At 64.9% G+C, this 18,575-nt stretch carries 18 protein-coding genes and 1 pseudogene; 11 read left to right on the top strand and 8 right to left on the bottom strand.

From position 1 onward, the window contains the following. Nucleotides 1-103 precede the first annotated feature (103 nt). Nucleotides 104-226, top strand: a complete 123-nt coding sequence (locus CRO12_RS18430; protein ID WP_281253366.1) for a hypothetical protein — start codon at nucleotides 104-106, stop codon at nucleotides 224-226. A gap of 41 nt (nucleotides 227-267) precedes the next feature. Here the strand turns inward: CRO12_RS18430 and CRO12_RS01250 are convergent, their stop codons facing one another. Continuing rightward, nucleotides 268-474, bottom strand: coding sequence for a cold-shock protein (locus tag CRO12_RS01250; RefSeq protein WP_097062216.1), 207 nt, complete (start codon nucleotides 472-474; stop codon nucleotides 268-270). 288 nt (nucleotides 475-762) lie between these two features. Here CRO12_RS01250 and CRO12_RS01245 point away from each other — a divergent pair, with 288 nt between their 5' ends. From CRO12_RS01245 to CRO12_RS01225, 5 genes are all read left to right on the top strand, one after another. Beyond that, complete coding sequence (locus CRO12_RS01245; protein WP_097062215.1) at nucleotides 763-1,923, top strand: extracellular catalytic domain type 1 short-chain-length polyhydroxyalkanoate depolymerase; 1,161 nt, start codon at nucleotides 763-765, stop codon at nucleotides 1,921-1,923. A gap of 4 nt (nucleotides 1,924-1,927) precedes the next feature. Then, complete coding sequence (locus CRO12_RS01240) at nucleotides 1,928-2,782, top strand: transglutaminase family protein (protein ID WP_097062214.1); 855 nt, start codon at nucleotides 1,928-1,930, stop codon at nucleotides 2,780-2,782. A 163-nt stretch (nucleotides 2,783-2,945) separates the two neighbouring features. Further along, the gene (locus CRO12_RS01235; RefSeq protein ID WP_097062213.1) at nucleotides 2,946-3,128 is read left to right on the top strand and encodes a hypothetical protein; all 183 of its coding nucleotides are present in this window, start codon (nucleotides 2,946-2,948) and stop codon (nucleotides 3,126-3,128) included. Nucleotides 3,129-3,214: 86 nt separating this feature from the next. Continuing rightward, complete coding sequence (locus CRO12_RS01230; protein WP_245858101.1) at nucleotides 3,215-5,290, top strand: GAF domain-containing protein; 2,076 nt, start codon at nucleotides 3,215-3,217, stop codon at nucleotides 5,288-5,290. Further along, complete coding sequence (locus CRO12_RS01225; RefSeq protein WP_097062212.1) at nucleotides 5,287-5,670, top strand: response regulator; 384 nt, start codon at nucleotides 5,287-5,289, stop codon at nucleotides 5,668-5,670. The genes CRO12_RS01230 and CRO12_RS01225 overlap by 4 nt, the downstream gene beginning before the upstream one ends. A gap of 642 nt (nucleotides 5,671-6,312) precedes the next feature. On the opposite strand, the pseudogene CRO12_RS01220 reads toward CRO12_RS01225, so the two are convergent. The 4 genes and pseudogenes from CRO12_RS01220 to CRO12_RS01205 form a co-directional block, all read right to left on the bottom strand. Next, nucleotides 6,313-6,944 (bottom strand): annotated as a pseudogene (locus CRO12_RS01220) (tyrosine-type recombinase/integrase). Nucleotides 6,945-7,124: 180 nt separating this feature from the next. Continuing rightward, on the bottom strand, nucleotides 7,125-7,898 hold the full coding sequence (locus CRO12_RS01215; RefSeq protein WP_097062211.1) for an alpha/beta fold hydrolase: 774 nt from the start codon (nucleotides 7,896-7,898) through the stop codon (nucleotides 7,125-7,127). Between the two features lie 251 nt (nucleotides 7,899-8,149). Then, nucleotides 8,150-8,542 carry a cupin domain-containing protein gene (locus CRO12_RS01210; protein ID WP_097062210.1) on the bottom strand — a complete coding sequence of 131 codons (393 nt, stop codon included), beginning with the start codon at nucleotides 8,540-8,542 and terminating at the stop codon, nucleotides 8,150-8,152. Nucleotides 8,543-8,585: 43 nt separating this feature from the next. Beyond that, the gene (locus tag CRO12_RS01205; protein ID WP_097062209.1) at nucleotides 8,586-9,227 is read right to left on the bottom strand and encodes a dihydrofolate reductase family protein; all 642 of its coding nucleotides are present in this window, start codon (nucleotides 9,225-9,227) and stop codon (nucleotides 8,586-8,588) included. Between the two features lie 107 nt (nucleotides 9,228-9,334). Between CRO12_RS01205 and CRO12_RS01200 the strand changes: the two genes are divergently transcribed. The 3 genes from CRO12_RS01200 (at nucleotide 9,335) to CRO12_RS18510 (ending at nucleotide 10,511) form a co-directional block, all read left to right on the top strand. Beyond that, nucleotides 9,335-9,673, top strand: a complete 339-nt coding sequence (locus tag CRO12_RS01200; protein ID WP_097063266.1) for an ArsR/SmtB family transcription factor — start codon at nucleotides 9,335-9,337, stop codon at nucleotides 9,671-9,673. Continuing rightward, nucleotides 9,670-10,176, top strand: a complete 507-nt coding sequence (locus tag CRO12_RS01195; RefSeq protein WP_097062208.1) for an SRPBCC family protein — start codon at nucleotides 9,670-9,672, stop codon at nucleotides 10,174-10,176. The genes CRO12_RS01200 and CRO12_RS01195 overlap by 4 nt, the downstream gene beginning before the upstream one ends. Before the next feature lie 194 nt (nucleotides 10,177-10,370). Beyond that, on the top strand, nucleotides 10,371-10,511 hold the full coding sequence (locus CRO12_RS18510; protein ID WP_097062207.1) for an NAD(P)H-dependent oxidoreductase: 141 nt from the start codon (nucleotides 10,371-10,373) through the stop codon (nucleotides 10,509-10,511). 594 nt (nucleotides 10,512-11,105) lie between these two features. Here CRO12_RS18510 and CRO12_RS01185 read toward each other — a convergent pair. From CRO12_RS01185 to CRO12_RS01175, 3 genes are read right to left on the bottom strand one after another with little or no spacing between them, the layout of a single operon-like run. Continuing rightward, nucleotides 11,106-12,887, bottom strand: coding sequence for an SLC13 family permease (locus CRO12_RS01185; RefSeq protein ID WP_097062206.1), 1,782 nt, complete (start codon nucleotides 12,885-12,887; stop codon nucleotides 11,106-11,108). Next, entirely contained in the window at nucleotides 12,884-13,321 is a 438-nt protein-coding gene (locus CRO12_RS01180) for a DUF202 domain-containing protein (RefSeq protein ID WP_218838839.1), read from the bottom strand. Before CRO12_RS01180 ends, CRO12_RS01185 begins: the two co-directional genes overlap by 4 nt. Further along, on the bottom strand, nucleotides 13,318-14,202 hold the full coding sequence (locus CRO12_RS01175; protein WP_097062205.1) for a mechanosensitive ion channel family protein: 885 nt from the start codon (nucleotides 14,200-14,202) through the stop codon (nucleotides 13,318-13,320). Before CRO12_RS01175 ends, CRO12_RS01180 begins: the two co-directional genes overlap by 4 nt. Nucleotides 14,203-14,872: 670 nt before the next feature. Between CRO12_RS01175 and CRO12_RS01170 the strand changes: the two genes are divergently transcribed. Then, a complete protein-coding gene (locus CRO12_RS01170; RefSeq protein WP_097062204.1) occupies nucleotides 14,873-17,437 on the top strand; it encodes a cellulase N-terminal Ig-like domain-containing protein in 2,565 nt (854 codons plus the stop codon). 2 nt (nucleotides 17,438-17,439) lie between these two features. Then, nucleotides 17,440-18,573: an aldose epimerase family protein gene (locus tag CRO12_RS01165; protein ID WP_218838838.1), complete on the top strand. Its 1,134-nt coding sequence runs from the start codon at nucleotides 17,440-17,442 to the stop codon at nucleotides 18,571-18,573. The last annotated feature ends 2 nt before the right edge of the window (nucleotides 18,574-18,575 follow it).

The following is an 18,575-nucleotide window of genomic DNA, read 5'->3' as shown; positions in this document are numbered from 1 at the left end:
CGCGATCAGGGTTCTCACTTAGTCCATCAAGGAGCTTTTCTGAGCGAATTTGCGCTCGGGCCTCATCGGCGCGGTCGTTCCGATCGGCAAGGACGGTCCAAGCGTGAGAGGCGCGCTGGCAGCGCTCGCGCACATTTTCCAGAACGGCGGCTTCGGCGGCGAGCTGCTGCTCGGCGGCCTGGAGTCGGTAAAGGTGCGTGGACGACATTGCCGCCTCCTGAACTGAGGAACGAGGCGGAGGTGGCGTCCACCTCCGCCGACCGAAGTTCAGGCGGCTTGAAGGTTCACGGCAGAGGTCTTGCCGCGCTTGTCGGTCTCCAGCTCGTAGGTGACGCGCTGGTCCTTATCGAGCGTGTGCATGCCTGCCCGCTCGACGGCGGTCACGTGAACAAAGGCATCTTCCCCGCCGGTCTCCGGCGAGATGAAGCCATAGCCCTTGCTGGCATTGAAGAATTTAACGGTTCCGGTGATCATGGGTAATCCTTCGTCCAATGTGTCGGGCATGCGCCAACGATGCGCATCCCGGCGTCGAGAAGCTAGAAAGGGACAAAGGGGAGCCAGAGCGGCCCGATATCCGTCGCAGGCGACGTCAGCCATCCACATGTAGGGTGTGCTCGGGCTTGGAATAACCCCCTCGGCGGTATCGTCAGAGATAAGCTCCTGCATCCGCTTGCGGCAGACGGATTGCACCCCATCTATTGTGCAGTGCAGCAACATGGTCATGGCCACGCCTGTGCAGGCTCACCACCAAGGACGCTGCTTATGCGGAAGCTCTCCGACACGATCACCCGACTTTCAGCGCTGCGCTCCGCAGACACGCGCGGCGGCACAGCGGGCAGCACCAGTCGGCTCACGAGACTTGATGCGTTCGGCTCGAACCCCGGCGCGCTACAAGCGTACACCTACATCCCGGCATCGCTCGGTGCGGGAGCGGCCCTGGTGGTAGTGCTTCATGGCTGCACTCAGACAGCGGCTGGCTACGACACCGGCGCTGGCTGGTCGGAGATGGCCGATCGCCATGGATTTGCTCTGCTCTTCCCTGAGCAGCAGCGGAAGAACAACCCCAACCTGTGTTTCAACTGGTTCTCGCCCGAGGATAACCGGCGTGGATCCGGGGAAGCGCTGTCCATTCGCGAGATGATCGAGGCGGTCGCTGGCAGACACGGCATCGATCCGGCGCGGATCTTCGTCACCGGCCTATCCGCTGGCGGAGCGATGTCGTCGGTCATGTTGGCGACCTACCCCGAAGTGTTCGCCGGCGGCGCTATCATCGCCGGTCTTCCGTACGGCTCGGCCAGCACGGTGCCGCAGGCGTTCGATCGAATGCGGGGAACGGGCGGTCCCAACCCAGCCGAGCTGGCATCTCTGGTCCGTAACGCGTCGGACCATCACGGCCCTTGGCCAACCATCTCGGTCTGGCACGGCAGCGGAGATGCGACCGTCAATCCGGTCAATGCCGAAGCGATCCTCAGCCAATGGCGCCCGCTTCACGGAGTTGATCAAGGCCACAGCCGACTAGATGTCGTTGATGGGTATCCCAGGCGCGTGTGGAGCGATGGCGCCGGGCGCGAGGTCATCGAGGAGTACAGCGTCACCGGAATGGCGCACGGCACTCCGCTCGACACAACAGGCGTCGATGGCTGCGGTAAGGCCGGCGCCTACATGCTGGAGGCGAGCATCTCCTCCACGCGCCACGTTTGCCGCTTCTGGGGCTTGGCTCCGACGGATACGGCGCTCACGACAGCCCGACCTGCTGAACGGGAAGGTGGCTCACGGGTGTCCGAACTTGCAGCTTCACCGAAGGGATTGGACGAGCCGTCGCATTCCCGAGCGACACCTTCCGATGTTGCAGCGATCCCGGGCGCCAGCGCTGTGGGCAAGATCATCGAAGACGCGCTTCGTGCGGCCGGGCTGATGCGGTAGCGGCATGAAGCTGAGGATCCAGCACGATACGATCTATCGCTACCGGCGATCCGTCACGCTGCAAGCGCATCGACTGGTGCTCGTACCGCGCGGAACGCACGAGCTACGCGTTCTGACGCAGTCATTAAAGCTCGCGCCGGAGGCAAAGGTCGAGTGGGCACAGGATGTATTCGGCAATCTGATCGCGACCGCTACCTTCGCGGCCACAACCGACGAACTGTCGATCTCCGCCGGTATTATGGTCGAGCAGTGTGCGCCGACCTGGCCGGTCTTCAGTATCGCGCCCGGAGCTCACTCCTATCCATTCCGCTATTCTGACAATGAGATCGCTGATCTGGGCGCGCTCCTGCAGCCTCAGCGCGTCGATGAAGAGGTTCGGCTCGACACGTGGGTGCGCACCTTTGTCCGTGCATCGCCCACCGACACACTGTCGCTGCTGATTGACCTGAACGCCGGCGTAGCCGCTGCGGCCACTTACCGCACCCGTGACGAGGAAGGCACGCAGACGCCGCTCGCAACGCTGTCACTGGCAAGCGGATCCTGCCGCGACCTGGCCGCGCTGTTCATCGAGGCGGCCCGCCGACTGGGCTTCGGCGCTCGGGCCGTTTCAGGCTACCTCTACGACCCTGACACCCCCTGCGATGCTCCCGGCTCAACGCACGCCTGGGCCGAGGTCTATCTGCCGCTTGCCGGATGGATCGCGTTCGACCCCACGCATCGTCGGATTGGGTCGGCAAACCTTATCCCTGTGGCTGTAGGCCGCGCAAACGACCAGATCATGCCGATCAGCGGCGGCTACATCGGGGAGGCAGACGATCGTGCTGACATGCAGGTGCGCGTGAGCGTGCAGGCGATCTGATCAACCTTCTCAGCGGCAACCCTGGCACGACCGCCTGCGCGCAGGCGGCCTTAACAAAAATAGCAAGCGTCCGACGGAAGCGTCACCATATTAGGTCGATCGCACCGACCTCTTGAGCATCGTGTGACTGAGAGCCCTGCGCTCCCGCTCGTCGGAGGCAGGCATGATAGATGAGACGGAAGCCGAGTATTTCGCCTTACGCGCCGCCCAGTGCCGGGCGGTCGGGCGTGCCGCGACCGATCCTGCGCTACAATATGCCCACCGCGCGCTCGCCGAGCGGTACGACGAGTGGGCACTGGCATCGGCGGCCAAGGAGCGAACCGAGCAAGGGCAAGGCGGTGAATAACACGCGGCGCTGGACGCAGACATGCATTACCGAGCTACGCAGCCGATGTTTGAGCGGCGAGACAATGGAGCAACTGGCAGCGGGACTTGATCGATCAATCGCCGATGTTTCCCGCATGTGCCAACGGTTGCGGTTGTCTGACGGTCATGGATGTTGTGCGGCCCCAGCGATTCCGGCAAGCCGACCTGATGGTGGACGAGACGGATAGCGGCGCCGTGCTGCGCTACGCAATATTGGACACCGCGCCAGAGCAGGGATTCGATGATCTGACCGCTCTTGCGTCCGAAATCTGCGATGTGCCCACAGCACTCGTTTCGCTGCTCGACTCCGACCGACAGTGGTTCAAGGCAAAAGTTGGCTTCGAACCGCGGCAAACGGGTCTCGATAGCTCCGTCTGTCGTCATGTTGTTCGCGAAGCCACGACGATCGTCATCCCGGACCTGACCAAAGACGAACGCACCCGCGACAATCCGTTGGTCACCGGCAAGCCGGGCATCCGGTTCTACGCGGGTGCGCCGCTGGCGACCTGCTTCGGCGTGGTCGGAGCGTTATGCGTTATCGATACGGTACCAAGGCCCGAGGGGCTGACGCTGCGACAGCGCACCTCGTTGGAGCGCCTCGCCCGACAAGCGGTGCTGTTGCTGGAGGCGCGACGCGACTCCATGGACCTACGAGAGCTCCTCGCCGCGCAAAGTGGTGCTGACGCAGCCTTGTCCGTATCCGAAGGTCGCTGGCGACAGCTTTACCGGAACATGGATCAGGGCTTCATCTACGCCCGCGCATTGCGCGACAAGAACGGCGTCATTTACGACTGGCGCTACGAGGATGTGAACAAGGCTTGGGGAAGCCTAGTTGGCATCGACGCTGACTTCGTGCGTGGGCGCACGATCCGGGAGGTCATTCCCGAAATAGAGGAGGAGTGGGTAACAGGATTGGCGCGTGTGGTAGATACGCACAATCCCGCCCGCTTCACCAGTCGAGTGGGCTCCTCCAATCGATGGTATGACGGAACGGCACAGTGGGTCGGGGGCGACGATTTCACGGTCATCTTCCACGAGACCACTGCTCGCGTCGAGGCAGTCCGACGGCGAGATGCGCTGCTCGTCCTGGGTGACATGATCCGCGATAGTCTCGGTACAGCAGACATGCTGGCTAAGGCGGCTGAAGTGATTGGCGTCGCTGTCGACGCATCGCGCGCGACGATCGGTGAATTCGATCACAACCGAGAGCGTATAGCGGTGGACGCCGGCTGGGCATTGCCCAGTATGCCACCGATCGGCGGCAGCTACCGCTTCGAAGACTATGGTCGCATCCGCGAGAAACTCGTGCAGGGCGAAACATTGATCATCGAAGACGTCGAGACCGACCCGCGAACGGCCGACGCAGCAGCGGACTGGCGGGCACTAAAGGCGCGAGCGGTCGTCAACATACCTGTCAAGGTTGAGGGGCGAACGACCATTGTGCTGATCGTTCATCGCGAGGAGCCATACGCTTGGACGGAGGACGAGGTCGCTTTTCTACGAAACGCCGCTGATCGGTTGGAAACAGCGATTGCGCGTCGCCGGGAAGAAGAGCGGCAGGACGTCGTCAACAAGGAGATCGCCCACCGATTGAAGAACTCGCTTGCGATGACACAGGCGATCGCACTTCAAACCTTGCGCGGCGATGCGTCGTCGGCGGGTTTGGAGGCATTCGCCGCTCGATTGCAGTCGCTCGGTGCCGCACACGACGCGCTCACAATGGGAAGGTGGAAGGCAGCCGTCCTCACCGATGTTCTCGCCGGTGTGCTGGACAGCGTCGGCGTGCGTGGCCGATGCGACATCTCCGGACCCGAGATTGCTATGGGGAGCAGGGCGTCAATGAGTACGTCCTTGCTGATCCACGAACTCGCGACCAATGCAATGAAGTATGGCGCTTTGTCGAGCGAGAAGGGACGCGTTTCGATAGAGTGGCGAGTGGACGGCGTAGACGACGATGGAGAGCTGATACTCGAATGGACTGAACGTGGTGGACCGCCGACCGTTGCGTCGACCCGGAAGGGATTTGGGTCGCGGCTTGTCCGCCTTGGTCTTGTAGGAACCGGCGGCTCCACCGTTCGCTATGATCAGACTGGTTTGAAGGCCTGCTTTCGCGCGTCGCTATCCCAGGTGGAGCAGGCATGATTATCGGTCGAGGCGACGTGGGCGGAAGTGTAATCGTGCTGATAGTTGAGGACGAGCCACTTCAACGGTTGGATATGATCGACATAGCAGAGGAGGCCGGCTTCGAAGTGCTGGAGGCGCACGACGCCGATCACGCCATTGCGCTGCTGGAAAAACGGACGGATGTGCGCCTCGTCCTCACGGACATCGACATGCCGGGTGCGATGGATGGGCTCAAACTCGCCGCTGCCGTCCGGCGACGTTGGCCGCCGATCAAGATCATCGTGACCACTGCGGGCGTAGCTCCTGTGCAAGCTGACCTACCTAACGGCGCCGTGTTTCTGCCTAAGCCATTGAACCACCGACGCGTAATCGAAACGATGAATCGTTTGATGGCTTGATACGAATTTCGTCTTGGCTTCTGGGCGACGGGTAAGCATCAAGTACGGGCGCGCGGTGGCTGCAATCACCTTCTCAATTAATCGCAATTAATCTACACTTGAGCCCGCTACATCTACTGAGCGACCGTTCAGATCAGGATGGCTTCCGTCAAGGAATGTTCGCGCCCATCTCCGTCTAACAGAAAGAAGACGAGACGTGCGGCTGTGGCCTGACGTGTAATCAACTTCGGTGCCGCTCTAACGGCCGAGGCGGTGCGAAAGCGGCACGCGGCTGGGCACATTTTGACGGTTTCATCAGTTGCGACCGCTGGTGGAATCACGGCGATTCCGCCGGAGTGACCGGAAGCATGCGACCTTCCGCTCCAGACCGTTGTCGTAGGGCGTCAATGCGACCCGCGAAAGCACTCGCCATGCCGAGATGATGACGACGGCTAAGCGAACAGACCGCAGCGTCTGCGCGCATGAGCGAGACCTGATGGCAAGCGAAGAGATGATTGAGATCCATAAGACAGCTCCGGCATGTAAGCGGGAGCGCGGTTAGTCTCACAGTGACGGCGCTTACGAGTGAATGCCAGCGGTCTTACCTACTTAGTGCATGTCGACGCCGATTACATCCTTTCTACTGGAGGGAACTCGCATCGCTCAGACGTCAGTGCGTTCGGCAAGTTCCAGAGCGTCCTCCACGTCAACGCCCAGGTAGCGCCCTGTGCTATCGATCTTGGCATGGCCGAGGAGGATCTGAACGGCCCGAAGGTTGCGAGTCGCCTTGTAGATGATCGATGCTTTCGTGCGCCGAAGCGAGTGCGTCCCGTAATCCTGAGCCGGAAGGCCGATGCCGGCCACCCACTCGTGCACGAGCCGGGCATATTGTCGCGTGCTCATGTGAGCCATGTAGTCGTTTCGGCGCGGGAAGACGAAGTCATTCAGCGTTCCGCCGCGTCGCTCCAACCAAGCCCGCATCGTCTTTCGTGCCGTGTCCATCAGCTCAAACTGAACCGGTCGTCTGGTCTTCTGCTGAACATGACGGCGCGGTCACGAATGCGCCCGCCGGAAACTACATCGCCGATCCGTACCCTGACCACATCACAGCCGCGCAGCTTGCTGTCGATGGCGAAGTCAAACAGCGCTCGGTTGCGCAGTCGTCTATGCTGGTCGAGCCAGAAGCGAATGGCCCAGACCTGTTGCTGTTTTAGCGCCCGCTTTGCGCCGATCAGCCGGCCCTCGTTCCAGGGCCGGAGCTCGTGGAAGGCGAGATCCATCGCCGAGTGACCCATCGATCATCTCCATCGAATCCGATGCGCCAATCTAACGTACGCAGGCGCGGTAAACCGGTGGTTCGGAAGTGTAGTTGATAGGACGGCGGTGACGCTGAACGAGCGGCTGGTTTCGGGCAGCAACCCGAAATCTCTGAGCGTACGCATGTGGGTCAACCAAGCCGTCCAGCGGGTGGAGCATCACCTCGTCGCGTCGAGAATGACGGCGACTGTCTCCTCCGGCGCGTCCCACATCGGAAAGTGCCCGCTGCCCTCGAACCAGTTGAGCTCGGCGCCGGGAAAGGCTGCCTGCGCGCGCGCCGCCTGTCTCGGAAGGCAGAGCCGGTCGTGCCTGCCCCACCCGATGACGACCCGGCCGGTGCCGGCAGCGGCGGGACCTGACTGCTCAGGTCCCGTGGCAAGGCTGCGGACCAGCGCATCGAACGTCGGCGTCCTACTGAGACCTTCCAGCTCGGTCGCGACGGTCTCCCCGTCAAGCGCCCAAGGACGCGCGGAGAGCTGAGCGAGCAGCGCCGTGCGCGACGCTGCGTTCCGGCTCAACGCCGGCAGAGCTGGCCGGATGGCCCGCAGCAAGCGACCGGAGGCGCCGATAGTGGTTCTGAAGAAGGTCCGCTCCCAGCCTCGCCAGAAGCCGCCAGGATCAAGCGCGACCACGTTGCCGACGAGTCCGCGCCGCGCGAGCTCAAGCACAATCCGCGCGCCCATGGAGCTGCCGATAACATCGACGCCAGACAAGCCAGCCTCCGCGATGTAACGCTCGACGCTGCCGACCAGACCATCAAACGTCCCGCTGTCGGACTCGGCAGGCGTAGCCCCATGGCCGGGAAGGTCGACCGCGATGACCTTCCGCGAGGCGCTGAGTGGGTCCAAGACGGTGCTCCACGATCGCCAACTCCCGCCCAGTCCGTGGATCAGAAGCAGCGTGCGTCCCGTGCCGCGCTCAATGGTGTTCATGCCGTCTCCGCCTTGTCGCTGTGAGAAGCTCAACGAGCAAGGGCGCTTCGCGGGCCCGGCCTTCATCAGCTGACGAGCGCTGGAGATCGGCGCGTAGGTCCACGACGGAAGGCGGTAGGGCCGGGTAACTCTTCCTGTTCAGATAGAGCCCTTGAATATGAACGAGCGACCGCTTGCGAGTAGCGCTACGTTTGCACTGCATGGCCGATAGTGGGTCTAATCGAAGATGAGAGACATATCGGAGCGAAGAACTAACCATCGGCGATGTCGGCCTGCAGCCAGAGCGGTCCCTGATGCACGTCGATTGTTTGCAAGCGACCGGGCCCCAGATTTTCGAAGCGGTGGGGTACCCCGGCGGGCCCGAACACCACCTCTCCCGCCGTCGCATCGATAATCGCGTCGCCGGCGAAGAAGCGCGCATTGCCCGCAACGATGATGAAGACCTCGTCATAGGGATGAACGTGAAGCTGCGGCCCCGCCCCGGGACTATCGTTGCCATAAGCGAGCAGGGTGCAGCGGGTGCTCAGCGTCGCGCCTTCGAGATTGCCGCGCCATGGCCCGTCCGCTTCAGGATCGAACAGCCGCGCCTTGGCTGCGCTGCGCTCATCCGGCCCAACCGTCGCGGGGTCGAAATCCTTGCGCATCTCGGCGTGTCTCCTTGGTTTTTGAGGGCGCGGGCGCCGGCCTTCAGCGCCGGTAGGTGAGGTGGAGAGTCCCGCTCTCCGCGACCTCGGACATGACCGTATAGCCCGCCTCCAGTCCGCGCAGATCGTCCCACAGGCGAACGCCGCGGTCGAGCAGGATCGGTGCTATCGCGACGTGGAGGTGATCGACAAGCCCGGCCTTCAAATAGTCGCGCACGATCGTCGGCCCGCCGCCGATCCGCACATCCTTGCCGTTCGCCGCCTGACGCGCGCGATCCAGTGCCTCCGCCGGAGTGGCGCTGAGGAAGGTGAAGCTGGTGCCGCCCGCCATGCTCAGCGGCGGTCGCGGCCGATAAGTGAGCACGAACACCGGGCAACGGAACGGGGGTTCGTCGCCCCACCAGCCGCGCCAGTCCGGATCGTCCGGAAAGGCATGCAGGCCGAACTTGCCCGCGCCCATGATCTCGGCGCCGATATTGTCGAAATAGTCCCGGGCGTACCGATCGTCGATGCCAGTCGTGCCCTCGCCGTTTGCGTCGCCCAGCACGCGTTCGCGAAAGCTGCGGGTCGCGGCATAGGCGCCAACCAGCCGCGACCAGTCCTGGCCGAAAGGGTTGTCCGGCGTCTGGTCGGTCGTCGTCGCGAAGCCATCCAGCGATATCATCAGGTCAACCCGTACGCGCATGATTACCTTCTCCAACACTAAGGCGCATGCCTTCGTGTTGGACTATACACAGTTAGGCAAGTGCCTTTCTTTATTGACCTGCGATGGTCGTGCGCCAAAATGTGCGAATGCCCCATCATTCGACTCCGCTGGACCTTGCCTTTCATGCGCTCAGCGATCCGACCCGCCGCGCGGTGGTGTCGCGGCTCGCGCAGGGGGAGGTGCCGGTCAGCGTTCTCGCCCAGCCGTTCGACATGGCGCTTCCCTCCTTCGCCCAGCACCTCAAGGTGCTCGAGGATTCGGGATTGATCGCCAGCGAGAAGCGCGGGCGGAGCCGCTGGTGCAGGCTGGTCAGGCCGCGCTTCGACGAGGCCGCCGAGTGGATGGAAGCCGAACGCCGCCGCTGGGTCGACCGGCTGGACCGGCTCGAAGCCTATCTCGATCGGCAACAGAAGGACAACGCATGACGATACCCACGCCTTGGCCGCACGATCGCGAGGTCGTCGTCGTGCAGGTTTTTGATCATCCGCGCGAGCGCGTCTTCGCGGCCTGGATGGATCCCGATGCGCTGGCGCAGTGGTATGGTCCTGACGGGCTCGCCATCGAGACGCATGAGGCTGATCTGCGCGAAGGCGGGCAGTGGCGCTTCGACATGGTCGGCACATTCGAGGGAAAGCCGCAACGCTTCCGCAATCTGATGCGCTTCCTCGAGATCGTCCCGAACGAGCGCATCGTCATGGACTATGGCACGCCATCGCCGGACGATCCCGATCGCTTCCGAATGGCAGTCAGCTTCGATGTGCAGGCCGATGGCAAGACGGTGCTGACGCTGCGCCAGTTGCACCCCAGCCGGGAGCGTCGAGACGCGGTGATTGGCTTCGGCGCCGTCGAATATGGGCAGCAGACGCTGGACAGCCTGGCCAGATGGCTGGCGCGGGACCGTTCGAAGGCGGTCGCCAGTCCGTTATGAACGAATGGCAGACCTTGGGCGCGGCGGGGGTGGCCTGCACGACCGCTTGTGGGTCTTAGTATCAAGATCGCTGGCTCTTGAAACGGTGACTTCGGTCAGCCTCTCACGCGTGTCGTGCTCTGATGGCAAAGGCGTGCGCAGGATTTTGGACGAACACGCGATCGCTCCCCCGACGCGAGGTTTGACATCACGTCGTGGTCGCCCATCCAAGTCCCGCCAGCTTCTGCCGCTCGGTCGCTCGAGCCTACTGCGAAGCGGTCCACGCGAGCGGGCAGGATAGGAATCTCCATGAGCTCTACTCGCATGGGTTCGACCCGGTTCTGAAAAGCGACTAGTGTTCGGGACCGGCCTATCGCCTCCATGCCGACGACTTCGCGGAATTGGATTTGGTGCGACAGGCGAACGTCCTCGTCCTCGCTTACCAAATCTGGTTCGGGCTGCCGCCAGCGATGATGAAGGGATTGTCGACCGTGTGCTCGGCACAGGGTTCCTGCCAAGCAACCTGAAGCAGAAGCCCGGCCCCATCCTGAAGGGAAAGCGTCTGGTCGTCATCACCACGTCGGTCGCTACACGCCCGTGGTCAGAGAAGAAGGGTCAGTACTGCGCTCTGCGTCATGCCTTTGATCTCTACCCCAACGACATTTCCGGCATGCACGGCTAGGACGTCAGGTGAACCAGCGGCGGGCAGCTTCGATGTGGTGCACGAGAAGCTTATTGAACAGCACGATCTTGTGTGTGCCGTAGGGCAGCAATTGTAAGATTTAGAGTGTCCGCGCCTAGTTATAGAACTGCAGAACGGGCGCAGGGGGAACAACGCTCCCGAGATGCTGTGCCTTTCAGCTAACAAGTTGAACTAACGTCCGCGTCCGAGCAGCCAAGGAGTGGCCTCATATGCCCGGCTATCGGTCAGACCTCGACGCGCTCATTTATCAGCGCAACGGCCAGGTCCACATCACCAGCGGTGTGCCGACGAGCACCACCAGCAATGACAGCGGTGCGCCGAGACGGGCATAGTCGCCGAAGCGGTATCCGCCTGGCCCGAACACTAGCGTGTTGCACTGGTGGCCGATCGGCGTGAGGAAGTCGCAGCCGGCGCCGATCGCGGTGGCGATCAGGAACGCCTCCGGCCGGTAACCCAGATCGTGCGCAAACACGGCCGCAATCGGCGCCATCACCAGCACGGTCGCGGCATTGTTGAGGAACGGCGTCACCGCCATCGCCGCCACGAGGATCAGAGCGACCGCACCCCAGGGTGGGAGCCTCGCCGCGACATGCGCGAGACTGGTCGCGATCACGTCGGAGGCGCCGGTGGTGCGGAGCGTGTCGCTGACCGGGATCAGCGCGCCGAGCATGATGAGGATGGGCCATTCGACGCCCTCATAGGCGTCGCGGAGCGGCAGCGCGCCCACTGCCATGGTGAGGCCCGCCGCGGCGAAGAAGGCGACCGCCACCGGTACGTAACCGGCTGCGGTGGCGATCATGGCGGCCGCCAGGATGACGACAGGTAGCCATCCTCGACCCGAATTTCCGAGCCGGATCGCTCGCTCGGCAAGCGGCAAACTGCCGAGATCGCGCATGCGTTCAGGCAGGAGATCGAGCGGACCCTGAAGCACGATCACGTCGCCGGACCGCAGCGTCGTGTCGCTCAGCTTGCGGGTCAGCCGCTGCCCAGCGCGCGAGATGGCGATCAGGTTCACGCCGTAGCGCTGCTGGAGCAGTATGCGGCCTGCGGTCTGGCCGACGAGGACGGAGCCGGTGGTCACCACCGCCTCCACCACGCCGATCTGGTCCGTGTCCTTGCCCTCTACGTCCCCGACGTCGCGATCCTGTCCGGCGAGCTCCAGCCCGTCGCCGGCGATCACCCGCTCCAGCGCCGCAGGATCGCCACCGAGGATCAGCGTATCGCCTTCATGGAGCGTGAGACCCGGAGCGATCGACAGATGCATGTCCTCCCGGTCGACGCCGGTCACGCTAACCTCATGGTCGTGGCGCTCGACGAATGCGGCGACCGTCTCACCAACGGCCGCCGAACCGGCGCCGACCCGTGCTTCCGTCACATAGCCTTCGATATTGAGCGCCTCGCCCATGGTCGGTGCCGCGCGTCGATTGCGGGGGAGCAGGCGATAACCGAAGCGAAGGAACAGAAGTCCGACGACCAGCAGCCCCATCCCGGTCGGCAGATAGTCGAACATCGTAAAGGGCCTGCCCGTCATTTGCTCGCGCACGCGGCTGACGATGATGTTGGGAGAGGTGCCGACGAGCGTCGTCAGGCCGCCGAGGAGCGAGGCGAAGGACATGGGCATCAGGAAGACCGATGGGCTCGCATTGTCTTTCTTCGCGATCTGGAAGGCGGCGGGCATCAGCATCGCCAGCGCGCCGACGTTCTTGACCAGCCCCGACGCGACGCCGACGGTGCCGGCGAGCAGCAGCAGGTGCGAGCGCACCCGCGTGACCCGCCGGGTCATCACGGCGAGCGCGCGCTCGATCAGCCCCGACCGCTGGATCGCGGCCGAGATCACCAGCGCCGAGCCGACGATGATGACGATATCGTCGGAGAAGCCGGTAAACGCGCGCTTGGGCTCGACCAAGCCGAGCGCCAGTCCGGCAAGCAATGCCAGGATGGCGGTGACATCGTAGCGGAAGCGGCCCCACACGAAGAGCGCCATCATGCCGGCAAGGAGTGCGATCGAGAGGACCTGCGGCGTCGTCACGGGAGCCAGATGCCGATCAAGGCCGCTGCTGCGACGACCAGCAGGAAGGCGTTGACCGCGATCAGCAGCCAGGCGGGAAGGCGTGGGGCGTCGGGCTTGGGCGGCGCCACCCGACCCATTTGGCGCCAGACCGCAGCCACGAAGCAGAAGCCGCTGAACAGGATCAGCACGGTACCGGTCGCGCCGACCAGCCAGTCGGGTACGACCGTCTGCAGCAACGCGCGCGCGCCGATTCCTGCGGCGAGCGCGGCGAGGCCAGTCCGGACCCAGGCGGCATAGGTCCGCTCGGCGGCCAGCACCGTGCGGTCCGCGGCGAGCTCGGTGCGGCGGTCGGCGCTGTCGGCCTGCTGCTCGGCGCTCTGCTCCAGCTTACCGGCGCTGTGCGCTAGGTCGACATGGACCTTCGCCGCCTTGCGGTCGTTGGCTTCCGTCACGACGCCTCGTCTGCAGGCGCGTCGGTGCGAGCGCGGGCGATCGCTAGCGGCTCCTTGAAGGTCAGCGTGCGATACGGGTAGGGGATCTCGATCCCGGCTGCGTCCAGCGTCCGCTTGATCGCGCGCACCACCTCGTCGCGGCTGGCGTGCGCCTCCGCGGGTTTGGACCCCGCCCACCAGCGGACAAGAAACGTGATGGCGCTGTCGTCGAACGACTTGGCGAAGATCTCGGCTGGCTGATCAGCGTCGACGCTCGCGCATCCCTTCACCGCCTCCGTGATCCGCTCCTTCGCAGCATCGAGGTCAACATCGTACGCGACGCCCACCTCGACGGTGTGGCGTCGCTTCGGCCGCTGGGTCATAACGGTAACCGGGTTCTTGAACAGATAGGCGTTGGGCACGACGACCAGCTCGCCCGACAGGTGTCGCAGGTGCGTGTCGCGGAGCGAGATCATCTCGACGCGGCCTTCCACATCCTCGCACGCAATCACGTCACCTATCCGCATCTGCTTGCGCAGCATGATGAGCACGCCCGCGAGGAAGTTCTCGAAGATGTCCTTGAACGCAAAGCCGACCGCGACGGAGCCGAGGCCGAGTACGGCCAGTATGTTGGCGGGCGTCACCCCCGGGAACACGATGGTGGCGGTGACGAGCAGCCCCACCACCCAAATGAGCACGCCGACCAGCGTCTCCACCAGGTTGATAAGGGTCCCGCGAAGATCGGTTTTGGCGAGCAGCCGCTCGGCGATGCGGCGGGCGAACTTCGCAAGGATGTAAGTCGCGACGAGCACGACGATCGCAATGGAGAGCTGCGGTAACAGGCGGATGAAGTCGGACGCCATCTCGCGAAGGCGCCGGATCAGGATATTCACCACGTCCATCAAGCGGGAATGCCTAAGTAGCGCAAGGCGTTCCGGTTTCTGCGCGGCAGCGGTTATCGCGCTTGGCGACAGCGCTATGCCTGCGAGATGTGCTAATCGGGCGGCCGCGAGAGCGGAGGTCATGCGCGATGATGAGCAGCAGCGCGGCAGTCGAGATCCGCTTTGCGTGCGCCGCAAACGCCCATGCCGATCAGCTTGCAGCCGAAAGTTTTGCGAACCGGAGGCGGTGCCGGAGGACCGCCTCGTTCATGCCAATGCAGCCGGAAGCACTTTCCGTTGGTACGCCAGCTCACTCCCACCCGGCCGTCGGCAGCTGAGGCGCACCATATTTCGTCGCGTTCGTCGCTAATTTGCGAAGGAGCAGCGACAAGCATAGAGCCGCGTCGGCCTTGACCTCGAACTCGGGTCCGTCGCAGTCTACTCGCTCGCTTTCCGCCTCCATGCGCAGCACGCGGTTACTTGGTAAGGCTGAGGTCGTGAGTTCAATCCTCACCGGCAGCACTATTTTCGCACAGTGCTGGCGACCGGCATCGACTGATGGCGCTCTTGCGTCGTAGCTCGGCCTCTGCCGCGCGCCCGCGACCTTTGCCGCATTGACAACACCGCAGCTCGGCTGCGACCGACACGGCACGACCGGGAGGATCACCGCCCGGCGCAGCAGGAGGGTGTGATGCGGGGCTTCAGGTTCGTGACGATGGCGGCGCTGGTGGCGCTGACGGTGCCCGCGATCGCGCAGCAGGCGGCGCCGGCAAGCGACCGGCTGGCGCTGTCGGAGCGCGGCTATCTGACCCGGCCGGGCCTCGACGTCATCGTCTTCGACGACATCTACCCCGACGGCCACCAGACCGGAGTGACCGTGATCCAGCATGGCCGTCGCGTGGCGGCCAACGGCGACATCCGCCTGGAGGCGGAGCCCGGCCAGTGGTCACCGATGCCCAAGGGCGGCGAGCGGACGGTGGACCGCGCGACCGGCACGATCACCCAGGCGCTGTCCTTTCCCGATCCGGAAAAGAACGGGAAGGGCTTCAACCCGATCTTCTACCCCGACCTGTCGCTGTCGTACAAAGTGCGGGTGGTGCCGGAGCCGGGCGGGGGTTTCCGCGTCAGCGTCGACATGGACCGGCCGGTGCCTGCCGCCTGGATCGGCCGGGTCGGCTTTAACCTGGAGCTGTTCCCGGAACATCTCTTCGGCCGCTCCTGGCTGATGGGGGACAAGGGCGGCACCTTTCCGCGTCAGCCCGGCGGTCCGGTCGCGGCGACAACGGGGCCGAAGGTGCCCGTGCCGCGCAACGCGCAACCGAACGGGCCGGTGCAGGACCCGAACGGCCAGGTCCTCGGCGTGCCGCTCGGAACCGGGCGCAGCCTGGTGGTGGCGCCCGAGAGCGAGCAGCAGCGCATGACCATCACCAGCGAGACGGGCACGATCGCGCTGATCGACGGGCGGTCCGCCCACAACAACGGCTGGTTCATCGCGCGCGAGACGGTGAAGGCGGGCGCCACGGCCAACGCGGTGTCGTGGGTCGTGCGGCCGAGCACGGTGCCCAACTGGACCTACGCACCCGTCGTCCAGGTGAGCCAGGTCGGCTACGCGGCGGCGCAGCCGAAGCGCGCGGTGATCGAGCTGGATGCCACCGCGGGTGCAGCTGCGGGCGCAGCGACGCTCTACCGCCTCACCGCCGCCGGGCGTGAGGTCGTGAGGACAGGGCCGACCGCCGACTGGGGCAAATTCCTGCGCTATCGCTATCGCACCTTCGACTTCTCCGACGTGACCGCGCCCGGCATGTACGTGCTGGCGTACGGCGGCAGCGAGACCAACCCGTTCAGGATCGGCAATGACGTGTTCGCGCGCGGCGTGTGGCAGCCGACGCTCGACACGTTCCTGCCGGTGCAGATGTGCCACATGCTGGTCCGTGAGAAGTACCGCGTCTGGCACGGGCTCGATCACCAGGACGACGCGCTGATGGCGCGCACCGGCCTCAACCACTTCGACGGCTATGCGCAAGGAGCGGAGACGCTGACCCGCTTCAAGCCGGGCGAGGTCGTGCCGGGGCTGAACGCGGGCGGCTGGCACGACGCGGGCGATTTCGACCTGCGCGTCGAATCGCAGATCGGCACGGTTTGGGTCCTCGCCAAGATGGTGGAGGAGCTCGGGCTCGACTATGACGCGACCCGGATCGACGCGGCGGCGAAGTCGGTCGAACTGCGCGACCCGGATGGTAGAAACGATGCTATCCAGCAGATCGAGCACGGGCTCGCCTCCGTGCTCGGTGGCTACCGGGCGCTCGGGCGGCTCTACCGCGGCATCATAGAGCCCGACCTGCGCACCTACGCAATGCTCGGCGATGCGGTGAACCTCAGCGACAACGTGTTTCGCAAGCCGCGTCCCGGCCTCGGCGTCGATGCCAACGGCACGCCGGTCGAGTTCGACGATCGCTGGGTGTTCACGGAGGACAACCCGGACCGCGAGCTCTACACGGCGGCCGGGCTTGCCGCGGCCAGCCGGGTGCTGAAGCGCGACAATCCCGCCCTGTCGGCCGAGGCGCTGGCGGCTGCGCGGGCGATCACTGCCAAGGCGCTGCCCCGCGCCACCAGCGTGCCGAACAAGGTGTTCGCGCTGGCCGAGCTGATCCAGGCGACCGGCGGGCGAGACTATCTCCCGGCGCTTGCCGAACTGACCGACGCGATCGTCGCCAAGCCGGGCGAGAGCGCGTGGATGCTGGCGTCGATCCGCCGCGATCTGCCCGCGGCGATGCGCAGCCGGGTCGATGCGGCGGTCGTCGCCTACCAGCGGTCGGTGCAGGAGAGCGCCAAGACCGACAGCCCCTACGGCATTCCCTACGTGCCCAAGATCTGGGGCGCGGGCTGGGACATTCAGGAGCGCGGCGTGCAGCAGTGGTTCTTCAAGAAGGGCTGGCCGCAGGCGACCGACGACGCGAGCTGGCTCAACGCGCTGAATTTCGTATTGGGCGCGCACCCGGGGGAGAACCGGGCGAGCTTCGTGAGCGGCGTGGGCGCGGAGTCCGCGCTGGTCGCCTATGGTTTCAACCGCGCCGACTGGTCCTATATTCCCGGCGGGGTGATCTCGGGCACCAACCTGGTCCGGCCCGACCTGCCCGAGCTGAAGAAGTGGCCCTATTTCTGGCAGCAGGGCGAGTATGTGATGGGCGGCGGGGCCGAGAACTTCATGTTTCTGGCGCTCGCCGCCGATCGGCGCTTTTCCGGAGCCAGGAAGTGAGATTGCCGGCCGCCGCAGCGCTGCTCGCGCTCGCAACCGTGCTGGTGCCGGCCGCGGACGCGCAGGTCCCCGGCGGGATCGTCGACGACGATCCCGCCATCCGCGAGTATGTTCTGGAAAATGCGAGCGGCGCGCGGGTGCGCTTCCTGAATTACGGCGCAACGATGACGGGGATCGAGGTGCCAGATCGCGCCGGTCGCCGCGCGAACGTGGTGCTGAGCTACCGGCGCGAGAGCGATTACCGCCGCGGGAACGAAGGCAACTGGTTCGGCTCGATCGTCGGGCGCTACGCCGGGCGGATCGCCGACGCCCGCTTCCCGCTCGACGGCCGCACGATCCAGCTGACCGCCAACAGCGGCCCCAACGCGCTCCACGGCGGCGGCGGGCAGGGGCCCGACCGGGCGATCTGGAGCGTGCGCCCCTTCTCCGACGAGCAGGGGGTCGGCGCCGTGCTGCGCCATGTCTCGCCGGCTGGGACACAGGGTTTCCCGGGCACGCTGACGATCACGGTCGTGTACCGGCTGGGCGACGACAACGCCGTGACAACCAGCATCAGCGCGACCACCGACGCGCCTACAGTCGTTAACCTGACCAACCACGCCTATTTCAACCTGGGCGGTACCGGCGCGCGGACGGTCATGGATCATCGGCTCAGCATCGCCGCCGACCGGGTGATCGTGACGCGAGAGGGCGGCATCCCGACCGGTGTCCTGGCGCCGGTCGCGGGCACCCCGCTCGACTTTCGCGATCCCCATGCGATCGGCGAGCGGATCGAGGCAGCCGATGGCCTGGCCAAGCCGCGCGCCGGCTACGACCATGGCTGGGTGCTGCAAGGTGGCGTGACTGCCACGCCGCGCCCGGTCGCCCTCCTGTCCGACGCCGCGAGCGGCCGCACGCTGACGGTCGAGACGACCGAGCCGAGCCTGCAGTTCTACACCGCCGAGCACTTCGACGGGAAGACGGCCGGGAGTGCCGGACCGCTGGTCAAGCGCGCTGGCGCCGCGCTCGAGACCCAGCACTTCCCCGACAGCCCAAACAAGCCGTCATTCCCCTCCACGACGCTCCGCCCGGGCGAGGCGTTCCGGAGCACGACGATTTGGCGCTTCGGCGTGGAGGCCGGTCCGGAACGGCCCTGACC

It is taken from the genome of Sphingomonas guangdongensis (genome assembly GCF_900199185.1).
In the GTDB taxonomy this organism is placed as follows: domain Bacteria; phylum Pseudomonadota; class Alphaproteobacteria; order Sphingomonadales; family Sphingomonadaceae; genus Sphingomonas; species Sphingomonas guangdongensis.
This window is presented reverse-complemented; position numbering and strand designations above follow the sequence as displayed.